Source organism: Streptomyces sp. NPDC002602 (genome assembly GCF_042889445.1).
GTDB lineage: Bacteria > Actinomycetota > Actinomycetes > Streptomycetales > Streptomycetaceae > Streptomyces.
Genome location: NZ_JBIAQX010000002.1, coordinates 615,761 through 631,455, shown reverse-complemented (window position 1 = coordinate 631,455; position 15,695 = coordinate 615,761). Strand labels below are relative to the sequence as shown.

General features: G+C 73.6%; 13 protein-coding genes. 4 read left to right on the top strand and 9 right to left on the bottom strand.

Features of this window, described 5'->3' with window-relative positions; all coding sequences use genetic code 11:
• Positions 1 to 36: 36 nt before the first annotated feature.
• The 7 genes from ACFYW3_RS08215 to ACFYW3_RS08185 form a co-directional block, all read right to left on the bottom strand.
• A complete protein-coding gene (locus ACFYW3_RS08215; protein WP_351763390.1) occupies positions 37 to 1,047 on the bottom strand; it encodes a BadF/BadG/BcrA/BcrD ATPase family protein in 1,011 nt (336 codons plus the stop codon).
• Positions 1,038 to 2,303 carry a 6-phospho-beta-glucosidase gene (locus tag ACFYW3_RS08210; RefSeq protein WP_389385866.1) on the bottom strand — a complete coding sequence of 422 codons (1,266 nt, stop codon included), beginning with the start codon at positions 2,301 to 2,303 and terminating at the stop codon, positions 1,038 to 1,040. Before ACFYW3_RS08210 ends, ACFYW3_RS08215 begins: the two co-directional genes overlap by 10 nt.
• 5 nt (positions 2,304 to 2,308) lie before the next feature.
• A complete protein-coding gene (locus ACFYW3_RS08205) occupies positions 2,309 to 3,163 on the bottom strand; it encodes a carbohydrate ABC transporter permease (protein ID WP_389385865.1) in 855 nt (284 codons plus the stop codon).
• Position 3,164: 1 nt separating this feature from the next.
• Positions 3,165 to 4,106 (bottom strand): sugar ABC transporter permease, encoded by a 942-nt coding sequence (locus ACFYW3_RS08200; RefSeq protein WP_351763386.1) that lies wholly within the window; start codon positions 4,104 to 4,106, stop codon positions 3,165 to 3,167.
• Entirely contained in the window at positions 4,103 to 5,446 is a 1,344-nt protein-coding gene (locus ACFYW3_RS08195; protein ID WP_389385864.1) for an ABC transporter substrate-binding protein, read from the bottom strand. Before ACFYW3_RS08195 ends, ACFYW3_RS08200 begins: the two co-directional genes overlap by 4 nt.
• 70 nt (positions 5,447 to 5,516) lie before the next feature.
• Complete coding sequence (locus tag ACFYW3_RS08190; protein ID WP_389385862.1) at positions 5,517 to 6,734, bottom strand: ROK family protein; 1,218 nt, start codon at positions 6,732 to 6,734, stop codon at positions 5,517 to 5,519.
• A gap of 123 nt (positions 6,735 to 6,857) precedes the next feature.
• Positions 6,858 to 7,925, bottom strand: coding sequence for a mechanosensitive ion channel family protein (locus ACFYW3_RS08185; RefSeq protein ID WP_351763382.1), 1,068 nt, complete (start codon positions 7,923 to 7,925; stop codon positions 6,858 to 6,860).
• Between the two features lie 260 nt (positions 7,926 to 8,185).
• Here ACFYW3_RS08185 and ACFYW3_RS08180 point away from each other — a divergent pair, with 260 nt between their 5' ends.
• A complete protein-coding gene (locus tag ACFYW3_RS08180; RefSeq protein ID WP_267799393.1) occupies positions 8,186 to 8,740 on the top strand; it encodes an HNH endonuclease in 555 nt (184 codons plus the stop codon).
• Positions 8,741 to 9,196: 456 nt separating this feature from the next.
• Here the strand turns inward: ACFYW3_RS08180 and ACFYW3_RS08175 are convergent, their stop codons facing one another.
• Positions 9,197 to 12,223, bottom strand: a complete 3,027-nt coding sequence (locus ACFYW3_RS08175) for a beta-N-acetylglucosaminidase domain-containing protein (RefSeq protein ID WP_389385861.1) — start codon at positions 12,221 to 12,223, stop codon at positions 9,197 to 9,199.
• Positions 12,224 to 12,447: 224 nt separating this feature from the next.
• Here ACFYW3_RS08175 and ACFYW3_RS08170 point away from each other — a divergent pair, with 224 nt between their 5' ends.
• Genes ACFYW3_RS08170 through ACFYW3_RS08160 form a run of 3 tightly spaced genes read left to right on the top strand, consistent with a single transcriptional unit; the run spans position 12,448 to position 14,935 of the window.
• Positions 12,448 to 12,684, top strand: a complete 237-nt coding sequence (locus tag ACFYW3_RS08170; protein ID WP_351375729.1) for a hypothetical protein — start codon at positions 12,448 to 12,450, stop codon at positions 12,682 to 12,684.
• Between the two features lie 14 nt (positions 12,685 to 12,698).
• Positions 12,699 to 14,675, top strand: coding sequence for a 4-alpha-glucanotransferase (locus tag ACFYW3_RS08165; RefSeq protein ID WP_351754927.1), 1,977 nt, complete (start codon positions 12,699 to 12,701; stop codon positions 14,673 to 14,675).
• Positions 14,676 to 14,695: 20 nt separating this feature from the next.
• Positions 14,696 to 14,935 carry a hypothetical protein gene (locus ACFYW3_RS08160; RefSeq protein ID WP_053674868.1) on the top strand — a complete coding sequence of 80 codons (240 nt, stop codon included), beginning with the start codon at positions 14,696 to 14,698 and terminating at the stop codon, positions 14,933 to 14,935.
• A gap of 191 nt (positions 14,936 to 15,126) precedes the next feature.
• Here ACFYW3_RS08160 and ACFYW3_RS08155 read toward each other — a convergent pair whose 3' ends face one another.
• On the bottom strand, positions 15,127 to 15,624 hold the full coding sequence (locus ACFYW3_RS08155) for a MarR family transcriptional regulator (RefSeq protein WP_351754930.1): 498 nt from the start codon (positions 15,622 to 15,624) through the stop codon (positions 15,127 to 15,129).
• Positions 15,625 to 15,695: the final 71 nt, after the last annotated feature.

Here is a 15,695-nt window from a genome sequence, read left to right as displayed (position 1 = left end):
GCCACGGTTCCAGACGGGACGCCCCCCGGGGCCGGTTCACCCGAAATGGGCACGGAGTTTTTCACGGGCCCCGGCAGGCGCGTCCAGCGCGTCCAGCCCCAGCAGCCCCGCCCCCAGCACCGGCGGTGCCACGATCACCGACATCCGGGCCAGCGGAGCCCGTTCGGCGAGCCCCGCCTCGATCCGCCCGTTCAGCCGCGGATGCCCGGCCGCGAGCACACCGCCGCCCAGCACGACGGGAACCGCCTCGCCCAGCAGGTCGAGGCGGCCCAACGCCACCGAGGCCATCGTGACCACCTCGTCCGCCTGCCGGTCCACGATCGCCGCCGCCACCGGATCGCCCGCGGCGGCCACCGCGAACAGCACCGGCACCAGTTCGTGCGTCCGCCACCGGGGCGCCCCGCCCAGGTGCAGGGCCTCGATCAACTCGTACATGGAGCCCAGCCCGAAGTGCCCGGGCAGCGCCCGCGCCAGCTCCGTCGGGCCGCCCCGGCCGTCCTCGGCGCGGGCCGCCCACCACACGGCCTCCTCGACGAGGCCGACCCCGCCGCCCCAGTCGCCGGAGATCCGGCCGACCGCCGGGAACCGCGCGGTCCGCCCGTCGGGAAGCATCCCCACGCAGTTGATGCCGGCCCCGCACACCACCGCGACCCCGCGCGGCGGCCCGGTGTCCGGGAGCCCCGCCCGCAGGACGGCGAAGGTGTCGTTGCGCACCTCGGTCGCCGCGCCCCAGCCGCGCGCGCCGATCGCGTCCGCCAGCCGGCGTTCCTCGACCGGCAGGTCGGCGTTGGCCAGGCAGGCCGAGACCCGCGCGGCGTACGGGGCGCCCGGCCGCGGCCGGGGCAGGCCGGCGGCCTCGGCGGCCTCCGCGACGGCCCGACCGAGCACGTCCACGGCCGGTTCGACCCCGACCCGGGGCGGTTGGAAGCCCCCCGACCGCCCGGTGCCGAGCACCGTGCCGTCCGCCGCGATCAGCGCCACGTCGGTCTTGCTGTTGCCCGCGTCGACGGCCAGGACCGCCGCCGGGCCGGGCCGGCTCACGCCCATGCCAGGTGCTCCTTGTTGTGCGCGAGCAGCCGGTCGGTCAGCCCCTCGGCGAGATCGAACTGTCCCACCAGCGGGTGCGCGAGCAGCGCCCGGAAGACCCGCTCGCGCCCCCCGCGCAGGGCCGCGTCCAGCGCGAGGTCCTCGTACGCGGTGACGTGCGAGATCAGCCCGGCGTACAGCGGGTCCGGGCGCGACACGGCCAGCGGCACCGGCCCCGAGCCGTCGACCAGGGCCTGTACCTCGATGACCGCGTCGTCCGCGAGGAACGGCAGGGTCCCGTTGTTGAGGGTGTTGACCACCTGCGTGGACGGGCCGCCGCCGCCCAGCAGCGCCGCGGCCAGGTCCACGGCCGCCTCCGAGTAGAAGGCCCCGCCCCGCTTGGCCAGCAGCGCCGGCTTCTCGTCCAGCGCCGGGTCCCCGTACAGCGCCAGCAGTTCCTTCTCCATCGCGGCGACCTCGGCGGCCCGCGAGGGCTTCTCGCCGAGCTCCCGCACCACCGCGTCGTGGGCGTAGAAGTAGCGCAGGTAGTACGAGGGGACCACGCCGAGCCGGTCCAGCACCGCGCGCGGCAGGCGCAGGTCGGCGGCGACCGCGTCCCCGTGTTCGGCGAGCAGCCCCGGCAGCACGTCCGTGCCCCCGGGACCGCCGAGGCGTACGGCGGTCTCCCAGGTCAGGTGGTTGAGCCCGACGTGGTCGAGGTGGATCTCGGAGGGGGCCACGTCCAGCAGCGCCGCGAACTTCCGCTGGAAGCCGATGGCGACGTTGCACAGCCCGACCGCCTTGTGGCCGGCCTTCAGCAGGGCGCGGGTGACGATGCCGACCGGGTTGGTGAAGTCGATGATCCAGGCGTCCGGGTTGGCGCGCCGCACCCGCTCGGCGATGTCCAGGACCACCGGGACCGTGCGCAGCGCCTTGGCGAGGCCGCCCGCGCCGGTCGTCTCCTGGCCGACGCAGCCGCACTCCAGCGGCCAGGTCTCGTCCTGGAGACGGGCGGCCTGGCCGCCGATCCGCAGTTGGATCAGCACCGCGTCGGCGTCGGCCACGCCCGCGTCCAGGTCGGAGGTGGTGGTGATCAGCCCCGGGTGACCCTGGCGGGCGAGGATCCGCCGGGCGAGGCCGCCGATCAGCTCCAGCCGTTCGGCGGCCGGGTCGATCAGGACCAGTTCGTGGACGGGGAGGGTGTCGCGCAGCCGCGCGAAGCCGTCGATCAGCTCGGGGGTGTAGGTGGAACCGCCGCCCACCACTGCGAGTTTCATCGTGTCTAGCCCTTCACTCCGGTCAGGGTGACTCCCTCGACGAACGCCTTCTGGGCGAGGAAGAAGAGGACGATCACCGGGGCCATGACCAGTACGGTCGCGGCCATGGTCAGGTTCCAGTTGGTGTGGTGCGCGCCCTTGAAGGACTCCAGGCCGTAACTGAGCGTCCAGGCGGCCGGGTTGTCGGAGGCGTAGATCTGGGGGCCGAAGTAGTCGTTCCAGGCGGCGAAGAACTGGAACAGGGCGACGGCCGCGATGCCCGGTCTGGCCATCGGCAGGACCACGCGGAGCAGCGTCTGCACCTCGCCGCAGCCGTCGACGCGGGCCGCGTCCAGGTACTCGTCGGGGATGGTCAGCAGGAACTGGCGGAGCAGGAAGATCGAGAAGGCGTCGCCGAACGCCATCGGGACGATCAGCGGCCACAGGGTGCCGGACAGGTCCAACTGCTTCGCCCAGAAGAGGTACATGGGGATGACCACCACCTGCGGCGGCAGCATCATCATGGCGATCACCAGCAGCAGCGACAGCCGCCGGCCGCGGAAGCGGAACGTGGCGAGCGCGTAGGCGACGGGTACCGAGGACACCACGGTCAGCAGTGTGCCGAGTCCGGCGTACAGCAGCGTGTTGCGCCACCAGGTCAGGAATCCGGGGGTGTTCCAGACCTGGACGTAGTTGTCCCACTCCCAGGTGCGCGGCCACAGGTCGCGGGTCAGCGCCTGCTGATCGCTCATCAGCGAGGTGAGGAAGAGGAAGACGAAGGGGAGGACGAAGAACAGGGCGGCGGCCACCCCCAGGGAGTGCACCGCGACCCAGTGCAGCAGCGGCTTGCGGCCCCGGGGGAGCACGGTCGAGTCGGCCATGTCAGTCACCGGATCCGATCAGTCCGCCACGGCGGCGCATGAGGAGCGCGGTGAAGGCCATGGAGAGGGCGAAGAGGACCAGCGCGACCACGGACGCGCTCCCGTAGTCGAAGCGCTGGAAGCCGGCGTTGTAGACGACCTGCGGCAGCGTCAGCGTGGACCGGTCGGGGTAGCCGGGCTCGAACTGCTGCCCCGAGCCGCCGATGACGCCCGCCGCGACCTTCCCCGCCACCAGCGGCTGGGTGTAGTACTGCATGGCCTGGATGACCCCGGTGACCACCGCGAACAGGATGATCGGCGAGATGTTCGGCAGGGTGATGTGCCGGAACCGGGCCCGGGCACCGGCCCCGTCCAGCTCGGCGGCCTCGTACTGCTCCCTCGGTACGTCGAGCAGCGCGGCCATGAAGATGACCATCAGGTCGCCCACGCCCCACACGGCGAGCACGGTCAGCGCCGGCTTGGACCAGTCGGCGTCGGTGAACCAGCCGGGCGTGGGCAGCCCCACCGAGTCCAGCAGCACGTCGGCCGGCCCGGTCCCCGGGTTGAGCAGGAAGACGAAGGCCAGGGTCGCGGCCACCGGCGGCGCCAGGCAGGGCAGGTAGAACAGGGTCCGGAAGATCCCGGCGCCCGTCTTGATCCGCGTGATGAGCAGGCCGACGCCGAGGCCGAAGACGACCCGGCAGCTCACCATGACCACGACCAGCCAGAGCGTGTTGCGCATCGCGGGCCAGAACAGCGGATAGTCCGAGAACACGTACGTCCAGTTGTCCGGGCCGTTGAAGACGGGCGGACGGAAGCCGTCGTACCGGGTGAAGGAGAAGTACACGGTGGACAGCAGCGGATAGGCGAAGAACACCGCGAACCCGATCAGCCAGGGCGACATGAAGGCCGCGGTGCGCAGCCTCGCCCCGCGGCGCTTCGCCCGCAGGGTGTGCGTGGTCATCGGGGCTGCCCGGCCTTCGCGATGTCGGTGTCGATCTGCCGGTCGGTCGCGGCGAGACCGGCCGCGATGTCGGGTACCTCGCCCTTCTCGACCCGGTACGCGAAGTCCTGGAAGGTCAGTTGGTAGGTGCCGCCGTCGGCCCGGGCCGGCGTGGTGCTCGATGCGGGGTGCCGGGCGATGTCGATGAAGGTCCGGAACTCGGGGGTCACCTGGAGCCGCGGGGACTCCAGCGCGGCCAGTGTGGAGGGCACGTTGTGGATGGCGTTGGCGAAGTCCACCACCGCGTCGGTGTCGGTGGTCATGTACTTCACCAGCTCCCAGGCGGCGTTCTGCTTCCTGCTCGCCGCGGAGATGCCCATGACCGTGCCGGAGAGGTAGCCCTTGCCGTACTCCGCGAGCCGGTCGTCCGGGACGGGCAGCGGCGCCGTCCCGATCTCGAACCTCACCCCCGCCTCCTTGGCCATCGCGGGCCGCCACTCGCCGTCGATCTGCATGGCGACCCGGCCCCGGTGGAAGGGGTGTTCGGCGCTCCACTCGTCGCCGAAGGTGCTGCGGAAGCGCTCCAGCTTCTCGTAACCGCCCAACTTGGCGACCAGGTCCTTCTGCGCGGCCAGCATCCGCGCGAAGCCCGGGTCGGCGGCCAGGTTCGACCTGCCCCGGGCGTCGAACCAGCTCGGGCTCCACTGCGCGGCCAGCCGCATGGGGGTGGTCTCGTAGCCGTGGAAGGTCGGCATGACGCCGAGCCGGTCGTAGGTGTCCCCGCGGGCCACCGTCAGCTTCTGCGCGACCTCGACGAACTCGCTCCAGGTCTTGGGGGGTGCGGTGATCCCGGCGGCGGCGAAGGCGGTCTTGTCGTAGACGAGGCCGTACGCGTCGTTCAGCAGCGGCAGCGTGCACTGGTTGTCGTCGAACCGGGTGTACTCCAGCAGGGTCTTGGGGAAGACCTTCGTCTTGTCGACGCCCGATTCGGCGAGGAAGGGGTTCAGGTCCGCGAACGCGCCGGAGTCGCAGAACTTGCCGACGCTGTCGGTGGTGAAGGAGGAGACCACGTCGGGGGCCTTGTCCCCGCCCGCGCGCAACGCCTGGTTGATCTTGTCGTCGGTCATGTTGCCGGTGATCCGGACCTTGATGTTGGGGTGCGCCCGCCGGAAGCGGCCGATGTTGTCCTCGATGGCCTTCACCTCGCCGGGTGCGGACCAGCCGTGCCAGAAGTTGAGCGTGACCTCGGCCTTCGGGTCGTCCGCGGCGGCGGATCCCCCCTGGCCCGTACAGGCCCCGGCGAGTACGGATATCGCCGCGAGGAGCGCGGCCGTGAGGAGCGGTCGTCCGGTTCTGGGCATGGCGGGGCTCGCTCTCTGCGGGAGGGAACTTCCGTGAGGGTGCCGGGGTGGTTCGGGAGGGGGGAAGGTGTCAGCGCGGGGGCTGGTGCAGGGACCGCCGGGAGGTGTCGAAGACCTCGTCGCGGGTCGTGGCCAGGGCGCTCTCCAACGCGCCCCGCAGGACGGGCCGCTCGCGGACCTCGCCGGCGACCAGGCGGGGGCGGGAGGGGGCCAGCTCGGCCAGCTCGGTCTCCAACAGGGCGTGCAGCGGCGCCCCGCCCGCGCTGATCAGGGCCCCCGACAGGACCACGATCTCCGGGTCGAGCACGGAGACCAGCGAGGCCAGACCGGTCGCGAGGGCGGTGGCGTACGAGCGCAGGAAGCCCAGGTGCGCGCCCTCGGGCTCGGCGGCGGCCCGCTCCAGCAGCGCGACGCCGACGGAGACCTCGGGCCCGGTCGGGACCTCGATGCCCAGCTCGGCGGCGAGCCGGGGCAGTACCTGTACGCCCGCCAGTTCCTGGTAGCCGCCGGTGTTGGCGCGGGCGACCTGCCGGACCAGAGGATGCCCGGGCACGGGGAGGAAGCCGACCTCGCCCGCGCCGCCCGTCCAGCCGCGGTGCAGCCGGCCGCCGAGCACCAGGGCGGCGCCCAGGCCCTCCTCGTTCCACAGCAGGACGAAGTCCTCGTGGCCGCGGGCGGCGCCGAGCCGCTGTTCGGCGACGGCGGCCAGGTTCACGTCGTTCTCGTACTCGACCGGCATGGGCAGTGCCGCCGCCAGCTCGTCGAGGAGGGTGGGGGAGTGCCAGCCGGGGAGGTGGCCGGCGTACCGCAGCCGGCCGGTCTGCGGGTCGAAGGCGCCCGGGGTGGCGATGGCGAGGCGGTGCAGGTCGCCGCGCTGGAGCCCGGCGGCCTTGACGGCCTCGCCGAGCGCCTCGGTGACCTGGTCGACGGCGTCGGCGCCCTCGGAGTAGGGGAGTTCGAAGCTGCCGACCACCGTGCCGGTCAGATCGGCCACGGCCGCGACGATCCGTTCGGGGGTGACGTCCAGTCCGCCGACTTGGGCGGCCCGGGCGTTGAGCGTGTACAACTGGGCGCTCGGGCCGGGGCGGCCGCCGTCGGTGCCGGTGGCCACGACCAGTCCGGCCTCCTCCAGCCGGGCCAGCAGTTGGGAGGCGGTCGGCTTGGACAGTCCGGTCAGCCGGCCGATCCGGGTCCGCGACAGGGGGCCGTGCGTCAGCAGCAGCTCCAGCGCGGCACGGTCGTTCATGGCGCGCAACAGGCTGGGCGTACCGGGGGTGGCGGCGGGCATGGAGCGTTTCTCCCTCACCGAGATGAACTGTTAGGTAAGTTTCCTATCGTCGTTCGAGCCCTGTCAATGGCGCTGCCCCACAGGATGTGACCTGCGGGGCAGCGGAAGTGATCGGTGCGGTGGTTACTTGGTGATCCGGGGGTTGCCGGGCGCGCTCGGTCCGGGGATCGGCGTGGTGGCCAACGCCTGCGGGGACGTCGGGTTCGACATCGCCGACGGCGCCGCCACGGAAGCCGACGGGTCGGCGGCCTCCTCGGCCTCCTCCGCGTCCGGCAGCCCGCCGATGATCCGGATGCCCGCCGCGTCGAAGGCCTCCTTGATCCGCCAGCGAAGCTCGCGCTCCACGGCGAACTGCTGGCCCGGCATCGTCTTCGCCGCCACCTTCACCGTCATCGAGGCCAGCAGCACCTCGTCCAGGCCCAGCACCTCCACCGGACCCCACAGGCGCTCGTCCCACGGGGACTCCTTCGCCATGGCGTCCGCGACCTCCTGGACCACCTCGCGCAGGTGGGAGAGCCGCTCGGTCGGCTTGACCTGCACGTCCACGCCCGCCGTGGCCCAGCCCTGGCTGAGGTTGCCGATCCGCTTGATCTCGCCGTTGCGGACGTACCAGATCTCGCCGTTGTCGCCGCGCAGCTTCGTCACGCGCAGCCCGACCTCGATGACCTCACCGGAGGCCACCCCCGCGTCGATCTTGTCGCCGACGCCGTACTGGTCCTCGAGGATCATGAACACGCCGGACAGGAAGTCCGTCACCAGGTTCCGCGCACCGAAACCGATCGCCACACCGGCCACACCGGCACTCGCCAGCAGCGGCGCGAGATCGATCTTCAGCTCGGCGAGCACCATCAGCACCGCCGTGCCGAGGATCAGGAACGAGGCCACCGACCGCAGCACCGAACCGATCGCCTCGGACCGCTGACGCCGGCGTTCCGCGTTGACCAGCAACCCGCCCAGCGTCGTCCCCTCGACGGCCGCCGCACCCCGGTTCATCCGGGATATGAGCTTGGTCAGCGACTTGCGGATCACCGAGCGCATCGCGAACGCGATCACCAGGATGAAGACGATCCGCAGCCCCATGGCCAGCCAATCGGCCCAGTTCTGCTCTATGAAGTCCGCGGCGTTCGTGACGCTCTCCGCGGCGTCGTCGGTGGTCGCTGCCAGCGGTAGCAGGGTGGCGGGCGAGGGCACGGCGGGAACCTCCAGGCATAGCGGTCTGCCCGCGAGAGGTTTGTGCGGGGCAGACCAACCACACTAACGGGGCACTCGCCCGACCCTGTTGTCGTCGTGGAGGGAGAGACCAGACTCACCCGGCGAGAAGCGGGTGTGGTTGAAAACACCCCGGACCCGTTACGGGCGCGTGGTGGCGCTTCGACCTGCCATAAGGGGAGACTGGAGAGCAGATCGTCCCGGCGCGAGCCACGCGCCGCCGGCGTACAAGGAGGCAGTCCGTGCCGCACGTCCTGGTCCTCAATGCGTCGTACGAGCCGCTCGGCGTCGTACCGCTCCGCCGCGCGCTCGTCCTCGTCCTGGAGAACAAAGCGGTCTCCCTGGAAGAATCCGGCGCCTTTCTGCACAGCGCGACGAGAGCCGTCCCCGCTCCCAGCGTGGTCCGGCTCAAGCGCTTCGTGCGGGTCCCCTACCGGGGGCCCGTTCCACTCACCCGCCGCGCGCTCTTCGCCCGAGACGGCGGACGCTGCATGTACTGCGGGGCCGTCGCCACCAGCGTCGACCACGTCATCCCGCGCAGCCGGGGCGGGCAGCACGCGTGGGACAACGTCGTCGCCGCGTGCCGACGCTGCAATCACGTCAAGGCGGACCGCCACCTGCTGGAGCTCGGCTGGCGGCTGCGGCACCAGCCCGCACCGCCGTCGGGCCTCGCCTGGCGGATCATCGGCACCGGCCACCGGGACCCGCGGTGGATGCCGTACCTCCAGCCGTACGGGGCCGATGACGCGCTCGATCGGATCGGGGTCGGGGTGACGGCGACGGCCGCCGCCTCCTAGCCTCCCGGCGGGGGTACGGGGACGACCGTGCCGGACGTTCTCGGCCTCGCGGCGTGGTGCCGGGGTGGACCGTTTCGGCCTCGCCGGCGTTCGAGGCGCGGGGTCTGGGGCGGAGCCCCAGGCAACCCCGGCTCCGCCGGGCATCGGGCTTCGCCCGGACCCGCGCCTCGAACGCCGGCGGGGCTGGGTTGGCCGGCCGGGCATCGGGCTCTGCCCGGACTCGCGCCTCGAACGCCGGCGGGGCTGGGTTGACCGGCGGGGCATCGGGCTCTGCCCGGACTCGCGCCTCGAACGCCGGCGGGGCTGGGTTGGCCGGCGGGGCATCGGGCTCTGCCCGGGCCCGCGCCTCAAACGCCGGCGGGGCTGAGAATGCCGGACCGGGCCTGGTGCCGGTGGGGCTGATGGTGCCGGGCCCGCGCCTCGAACGCCGGCGAGGCCGTGGATCCGGGCGGTCCGTCAGGGGGTGACCGCTCGGGCCGTGGCCGACCAGAGGCTGCAGCCGAAGCGCGTCGCGCGCCTGTCGCACGTGACGCGGACGAACCGGGCCCCCGGCGCGTCCAGGTGGACGGTGTCCGTGCCGCCCCGGGAGGCGACCGTCGCCGCCGCGTGCCAGGTGACCCCGTCCGCGGAGGTCTGGACCCGGAAGGCGGACGGGTACGCGTCCTGCCAGCGCAGGGTCAACAGGCCGATCCGGGCGGGGGCCGCCAGTTCGGCCTGCCACCACGCCCCGTCCACCGCCGGGGACGACCACCGGGTGGTGTCGGCGCCGTCCAGCACCGCCGAGGCGGGGAAGGCCGCCGTCTCGTTGCCGGACGAGGAGGCCTTCGCGCCCCGCAGTAGGTCCGGGCCGCCCGTGCGGGGCACCGCCCGGACCGTCAGGGTGCGCGACTGACCGGCGAAGGTCACCGGGACGGAGTAGACCCCCGCCGGCGTGCCGGCCGCGACGGTGACCTCCAGCGGGACGCTGACCTGAGTGCCCCGGGGGGCCTTCACCTCGCCGGGGACGCGGACCGCGATCCCCGGCGGCGGGGCCGCCGACAGCGGGCCGCGGACCTCGCCGGGCCGCAGGGCGGACAGGTCCGCGGCCACCCGCAGCGGGGCGCCGCCTATCTCCACGTCCGCCCGGCCGCCGCCGGCCAGATCGAAGCGGGCCGCGGGCCCGTCCCCGAGCCAGGGCACCACGTGGCGCACGGTCGGGGCGGCCCCGGGCCAGACCAGCCGTACCGCGTCGGCCCGCAGACCTCGCAGGTCGGCCTGGGTCCACCCGGAGGCGCCCGCGTCGGCGACCTTGCGCCAGCCCTCGCCCGGTACGTGTGCCTCCACCGAGGCGCGCGTCCCGGGTGCGAGCGGGTCCGTCATGACGGTGACCGCCGACACGGGGCGTACGCCGTCCAGTCGGACGGTCCACGCGTCGTCGCCCCGCGACAGCGTGCCGACGGTCCGCGACGCGCCCGTCCAACTGTCCGCCTCGGCCGTCGCCTTCGTGAGGAAGGCGTCCAGCACGGCCGTGTCCACCCGGGTGTCGCCGGCCTCCGCGAGCCCGGCGCGAGCCTGCGCCAGGGCGCGCGAGGCCTTCCAGGCGGCCGCGCCGTCCCCCCGGGCCTGGGCCCGGAGCACGTCCACGGCCAGTTCGCCGGCGGTTCCGTAGTCCGACAGCCGGTCCAGCCACGGGCCGGCCTCGCCGGTGAGGCCGGGCAGCCGGGAGGGGGCCTCGCGCAGCACGGTGAAGGCGGCGCGCAGCCGTTCGCCGGCCGCCGGGTCGCCCGCGGCGCGGGCCCGCCAGAACTCCACGACGAGCGGCCTCAGGTAGGCGGACTCCTCCTGCTTGAGTCCCGACGAGGCGGTGTTCCCGGCGAGGGCGGCCAGCGCCTTGCGGGCCCGGGGGTCCGGGCCCGCGAGATCGCGTACCGCCGCCGCCCACGACTCGCCCGCCCGGTAGCCGCGGGGGTTCCACGCGTAGTCGGCCGCCGTGAACACGGGGATGCGCGACAGGGTGCCCTGCGGCATCGCGTTGAGCATCAGCCCCGCCGAGCCGCCGGCCACCACCGGGTCCCGTCCCGTGTACGGGCCGAGGAAGATCCGGCCCGGATCCCAGTCGTTGACCGGGTAGTTGTCCATGGTGACCAGCGGATGCTGTCCGAAGGCCGCCCGGGCCCCGGCCAGTTCCCTGCCGGTGATGGTGCGGGGCACCACCCCGACGCCCGTCCACGCGACCTCCACGCGCGCGTCCAACGCGCGGCCGAGCGCGCTCCGGTAGCCGGTGGAGCCGTCCTGGAAGTATTCGGTCGGCAGCAGCGACAGCGCGGGCGCCCCCGGATAGCGGGCGGCGAGGTGCGCGGCCAGCTCGTTCGCGACCTCGGCGTGCGCCTTCGCGGCGGCGGTGGGGCCCCTTCCGTACCGCTCGCGGTCCTCCAGGCAGCCCCACTCCGTGTAGCTGACGTCCTGGAACTGGAGCTGGAACGCCCGGAAGCCCAGGTCCCACATGGCGTCCACCTTGCGGGTGAGCGCCGCCCGCTCGGCCGCGGAGGACAGGCACATCGACTGGCCCGGGGACACCGCCCAGCCGAGCACCACCCGGTTGGCGCGGGCCCGCTCGGCGAGGGCCCGGAACTCGGTCTGCCGCTCGCGCGGGTAGTCCTCGCGCCACCGCGTGGTGCGGTACGTGTCGTCTCCGGGCGCCAGCAACAGCCGGTTCTGCTTGGTGCGTCCCATGAAGTCGAGTTGGGCGAGCCGTTGCTCCCGGGTCCAGGGGTTCCCGTAGAAGCCCTCGGTGACGCCGCGCACGGGGGCCGTCGGCCAGTCCCGTACGCGCACCCCGGGGGCCTTCGCGGTACCCGTCGGGAGGAGTTGACGCAGCGTCTGCGCCGCGTTGAAGAGACCGTCGTCGCCCACGCCGGCCAGCGCGACGGTGTTCCGGTCGCCGACTCTGCCCACCGCGATGCGGTAGCCGCCGGCGGGCAGGTCCCCCGCCTCGGCCGCCCCCAGCGCCCGCAGTGCGGCGATGGCGTCGGGGCCCTGGAGGTGTACGACGAGGCCGTGTTCGGGCAGCGCGTCCCCGGGGGCCCGTTCGTGCAGGGTCCGTATGCCGGCTCCGCGCAGGGTGGTCCGGACGATCTCGGCGGCGTAGGGGTCGGCGTCCGGCGCCGCCACCAGCACGGCCTCGGTGCCCATCGGCACCGCGTGCGCCGGATCGGCCCTCATCGACTGCGGGCGCGGCCACACGGCCGGCCCGTCGGCGGCGGTCCGCGGCGCGTCGGTGCCCGGATCGAGGACCGGGCCGGGCGAGACGCCGGACGAGGCGGGCGCGGCGCCGTTCGCCGAGGCGGTCCCCGCCCCCGGCTTCGACGCGGGCGGGTCGGGCGTGTCGGGCGCGGAGGGTGAGGCGGACATCACCAAAGGCCCGGACGCGGTCGCTCCGCCCAAGAGCGTCCCCATGACCGCGATCGCCGCCGCCGTGGCCCGCTTCTTGCCCCTGAGCTGCACGGAGCCTCCCCGTCCCGAGTCGTCCCCCGCTCGTACGAACGAGCCAGAGCCCACCATTCGCACGGTGCGAGTGTCAATGCGGATGGGGGATCTGGAGCGGATTCGCCAGGAATGCGCGGCCGTCGACTGGGTAGGGCTGCGTTGGTCCGCTCTGTTCCGACACGCGTGCCACGAGGGTGTCCCCCCGGGCACGTTCCACCGAACCCGTACGAAGGAGTGCTCAGATGAACGTCCGGACCAACCGCACGATCCACACCGCCCGCAAAACCTCCGCCCGTCCCATCGCCCCGCTCGCCCACCTGCCGACCCAGGCCGGACTGCCGGACGCGCCCCTGACCAGCGAGCCCCCGCTCGCCGACTCCGCGCACGCGCCGCTGACCAGCGAGCCGCCCCTCACCGCCGAGGCCCCGCTGACCAGCGAGCCGACCACACCCGCCGCGGCCGCGGCCGCGGGCAACTAGACAGGGACTTGACCATGGACGATCTCGCCCGGCTCGCGGAACTGCACGGCATCGCCACCAGCTACCAGCCCGCCGCCGACGTGAGCGTCCAGGTCCCCCACGCCACCATCACGACGGTGCTGGCGTGCCTCGGGGTGCCCGCCGACACGCCCGAGGAGATCCGGGCGGCCGTCGCGGAAGCCGCCCTGGAGGCCGCCGTGCGGCCCCTGCCCCGCACGGTGGTGCACTGGCGGGGGGAGCCCCTGCCGGCCGTGCCCCCCGGGAGCCGGGTGCTGCTGGAAGACGGCGGGGAGGCCCCGTGGGGCCCCGACCTGCCGCTCGGCGTGCACCGGCTCACCGCCGAGGCGCCCGAGGGCCGCACCGCCGAGGCCACGCTGATCGTGGCCCCCGACCGGGCCCCGGCCGCGCCCGGGCGGACGACCCACGGGCTGCTCGTGCAGCTCTACTCGCTGCTGTCCGAGCGCTCCTGGGGCATGGGCGACCTCGGCGACCTGGCCGAACTCGCCCGCTGGGCGGGCCGCGCCCACGGCGCCGGTTTCATCCAGGTCAACCCGCTGCACGCGGCCGTTCCCGGGACCCCGACCGACCCCTCCCCGTACCGGCCCTCCACCCGCCGCTTCCCGGACCCGGTCCACCTGCGGATCGAGGACGTCCCCGAGTACGCCCACTGCCCCGACCGGACGGCCCTGGACGACCTCGCCGCACGCGGCGCCGAGCTGCGCCGCGCGGTCCTGGAGAAGGGCGAGCTCATCGACCGGGACGCCGTGTGGGAGCTGAAGCGGAGGGCCCTGGAGCTGCTGTACGCCGTCCCGCGCACGGCCGGGCGTGCGGCGGCCTACGCCGCGTTCCGCGCCGAGCAGGGGGACCCGCTGGACCGGCACGCGGCCTGGTGCGCCGGGCGCGCCGGGGAGGATCCACGGGAGCGGGCCGACTTCCACCGCTGGTTGGTCTGGCTGACCGTCGAGCAGCTCGCCGCCGCCCAGAGCGCCGCCCGCGAGGCGGGCATGGCGGTCGGCGTCGTGCACGACCTGGCGGTCGGCGTGCACCCGCAGGGTTCGGACGTCGCCGGACCGCGCCACTACGCCGAGGACATCTCCGTGGGCGCCCCGCCGGACGCCTTCAACGCGCGCGGCCAGGACTGGGGGCTGCCGCCCTGGCGGCCGGACGCGCTGGCCGCCGCCGGCTACGCGCCCTTCCGGGACCTGCTGCGCGGGGTGTTCCGGTACGCGGGCGCGCTGCGCATCGACCACGTCATGGGGCTGTTCCGGCTCTGGTGGATCCCCCGGGGCACCCCGCCGGCGGAGGGCACGTACGTCTCGTACGACGGGGAGGCGATGCTGGCGATCCTGGTCCTGGAGGCCCACCGGGCCGGGGCCCTGGTCGTCGGCGAGGACCTCGGGACGGTGGAGCCGAGGGTCCGCGACGCCCTGGCCCGGCGCGGGGTGCTCGGCACCTCGGTGCTGTGGTTCGAGCGCGACTGGACGGGCGGCGGAGCCCCGCTGGAGCCCGAGCGGTGGCGGGCGGACTGCCTGGCGACGGCCACGACGCACGATCTGCCGCCCACCGCCGCGAAGCTGGCCGGCGCCCATGTCGAACTGCGCGACCGGCTCGGTCTGCTCGCCCGCCCGCTGGACGTGGAACGGGCCGAGGACGAGGCCGACACCGCCGAGTGGCTGGCCCTGCTGGACCGGCTGGGGCTGGAGACGAAGGACGAGGAGTCCGCCGTGCGGGCCCTGTACGGCTTCCTGCTGCGCACGCCCGCCAGGCTCGTCGGCGTGTGGCTGCCGGACGCGGTGGGGGACCGGCGCCCGCAGAACCTGCCGGGGACCTGGGACCAGTACCCCAACTGGCGGCTGCCGATCGCCGACGGGTCGGGGCGGCCGTTGACGCTGGAGGCGCTGACGGCCTCGCCGCGCGCGAACGCCCTGTTGAGCGCGGTGCGCGAGGGCGTACGGACCCGTACGGCACCCCCGGGCGCGCGCTCCGTTTAGGTGTTCGCTACTTTTGCACCGTGGACAAGAAGAACGCACTGCGCGCCGGCGCCGTCACGGCCGGAACGACGCTGATGATGCTGCTGATGACGTCTCCCGCCCTCGCGCTGACCCGCGACGACGGTGACGACCCGGCTCCGCCCCTGAGCATTGGCGAGACGCTCGGCCTGTTCGTGGCCACGCCGATCGTGCTGTTCCTGGTCATCGCGGGCCTCGTCATGGTGGGCGACAAGTCGCGCAAGCAGCAGCCCACGGACTGACGTCCGTTCACGTGACCGCCCCCGCGCGGGGTGGTCACACCTCATGACTTCCGGGGCGCCGGGGGTCCGTACGCCGACGCGTGTCGGCCGTGTAGCGGACCCCCGGCGCCCCGTCGTGTTCCCGGGAGCCCGGTCGGCGACGTGCGCGATGCCCCGGCGGCCGGCCCTCACGGGGTCCCGGCGGCAAGCCCTCACGGGGTCCCGGCGAGCAACTTCCTGAGCAGGCCCGTGAGGACCTCCACCTCCTGCGGGTCGAGCCCAGTGAGCGCGGCGCGCTGTACCTCCAGGCCCGCGGTGACGGCCTCGTCGATGAGCGTCAGACCCCGGTCGGTGATGGTCACGTGGAGCCCGCGCCGGTCGTGCGGGTCGGGGCTGCGGGTCAGCAGTCCGGCCTTCTCCAGCTTGTCCAGACGCCCGGTCATGCCGCCCGTGGTGAGCATCAGTGTCGCGGACAGTTGCCGGGGCGAGAGGGTGTACGGGATGCCTGATCGCCTCAGGGTGGCGACGACGTCGAACTCCCCGCGGGAGATCCCGTAGCGGTTGTAGGTCCGCTCCATCTCGTCGCCCATGGCCTTGGTGATCCGGTAGATCCGTCCGAAGACGGCCATGGGCGCGGTGTCGAGATCCGGTCGTACGGCGTACCACTGGGCGGTGATCGCGTCGACGGCGTCCTTGTTGTCCTCGGTCATGGGCGCAGTATCCGGGTTCCGTTTGATTGAACGCAAGAAAGTTGCTTGACGAAAAGTAGCTTAGCGCTAAG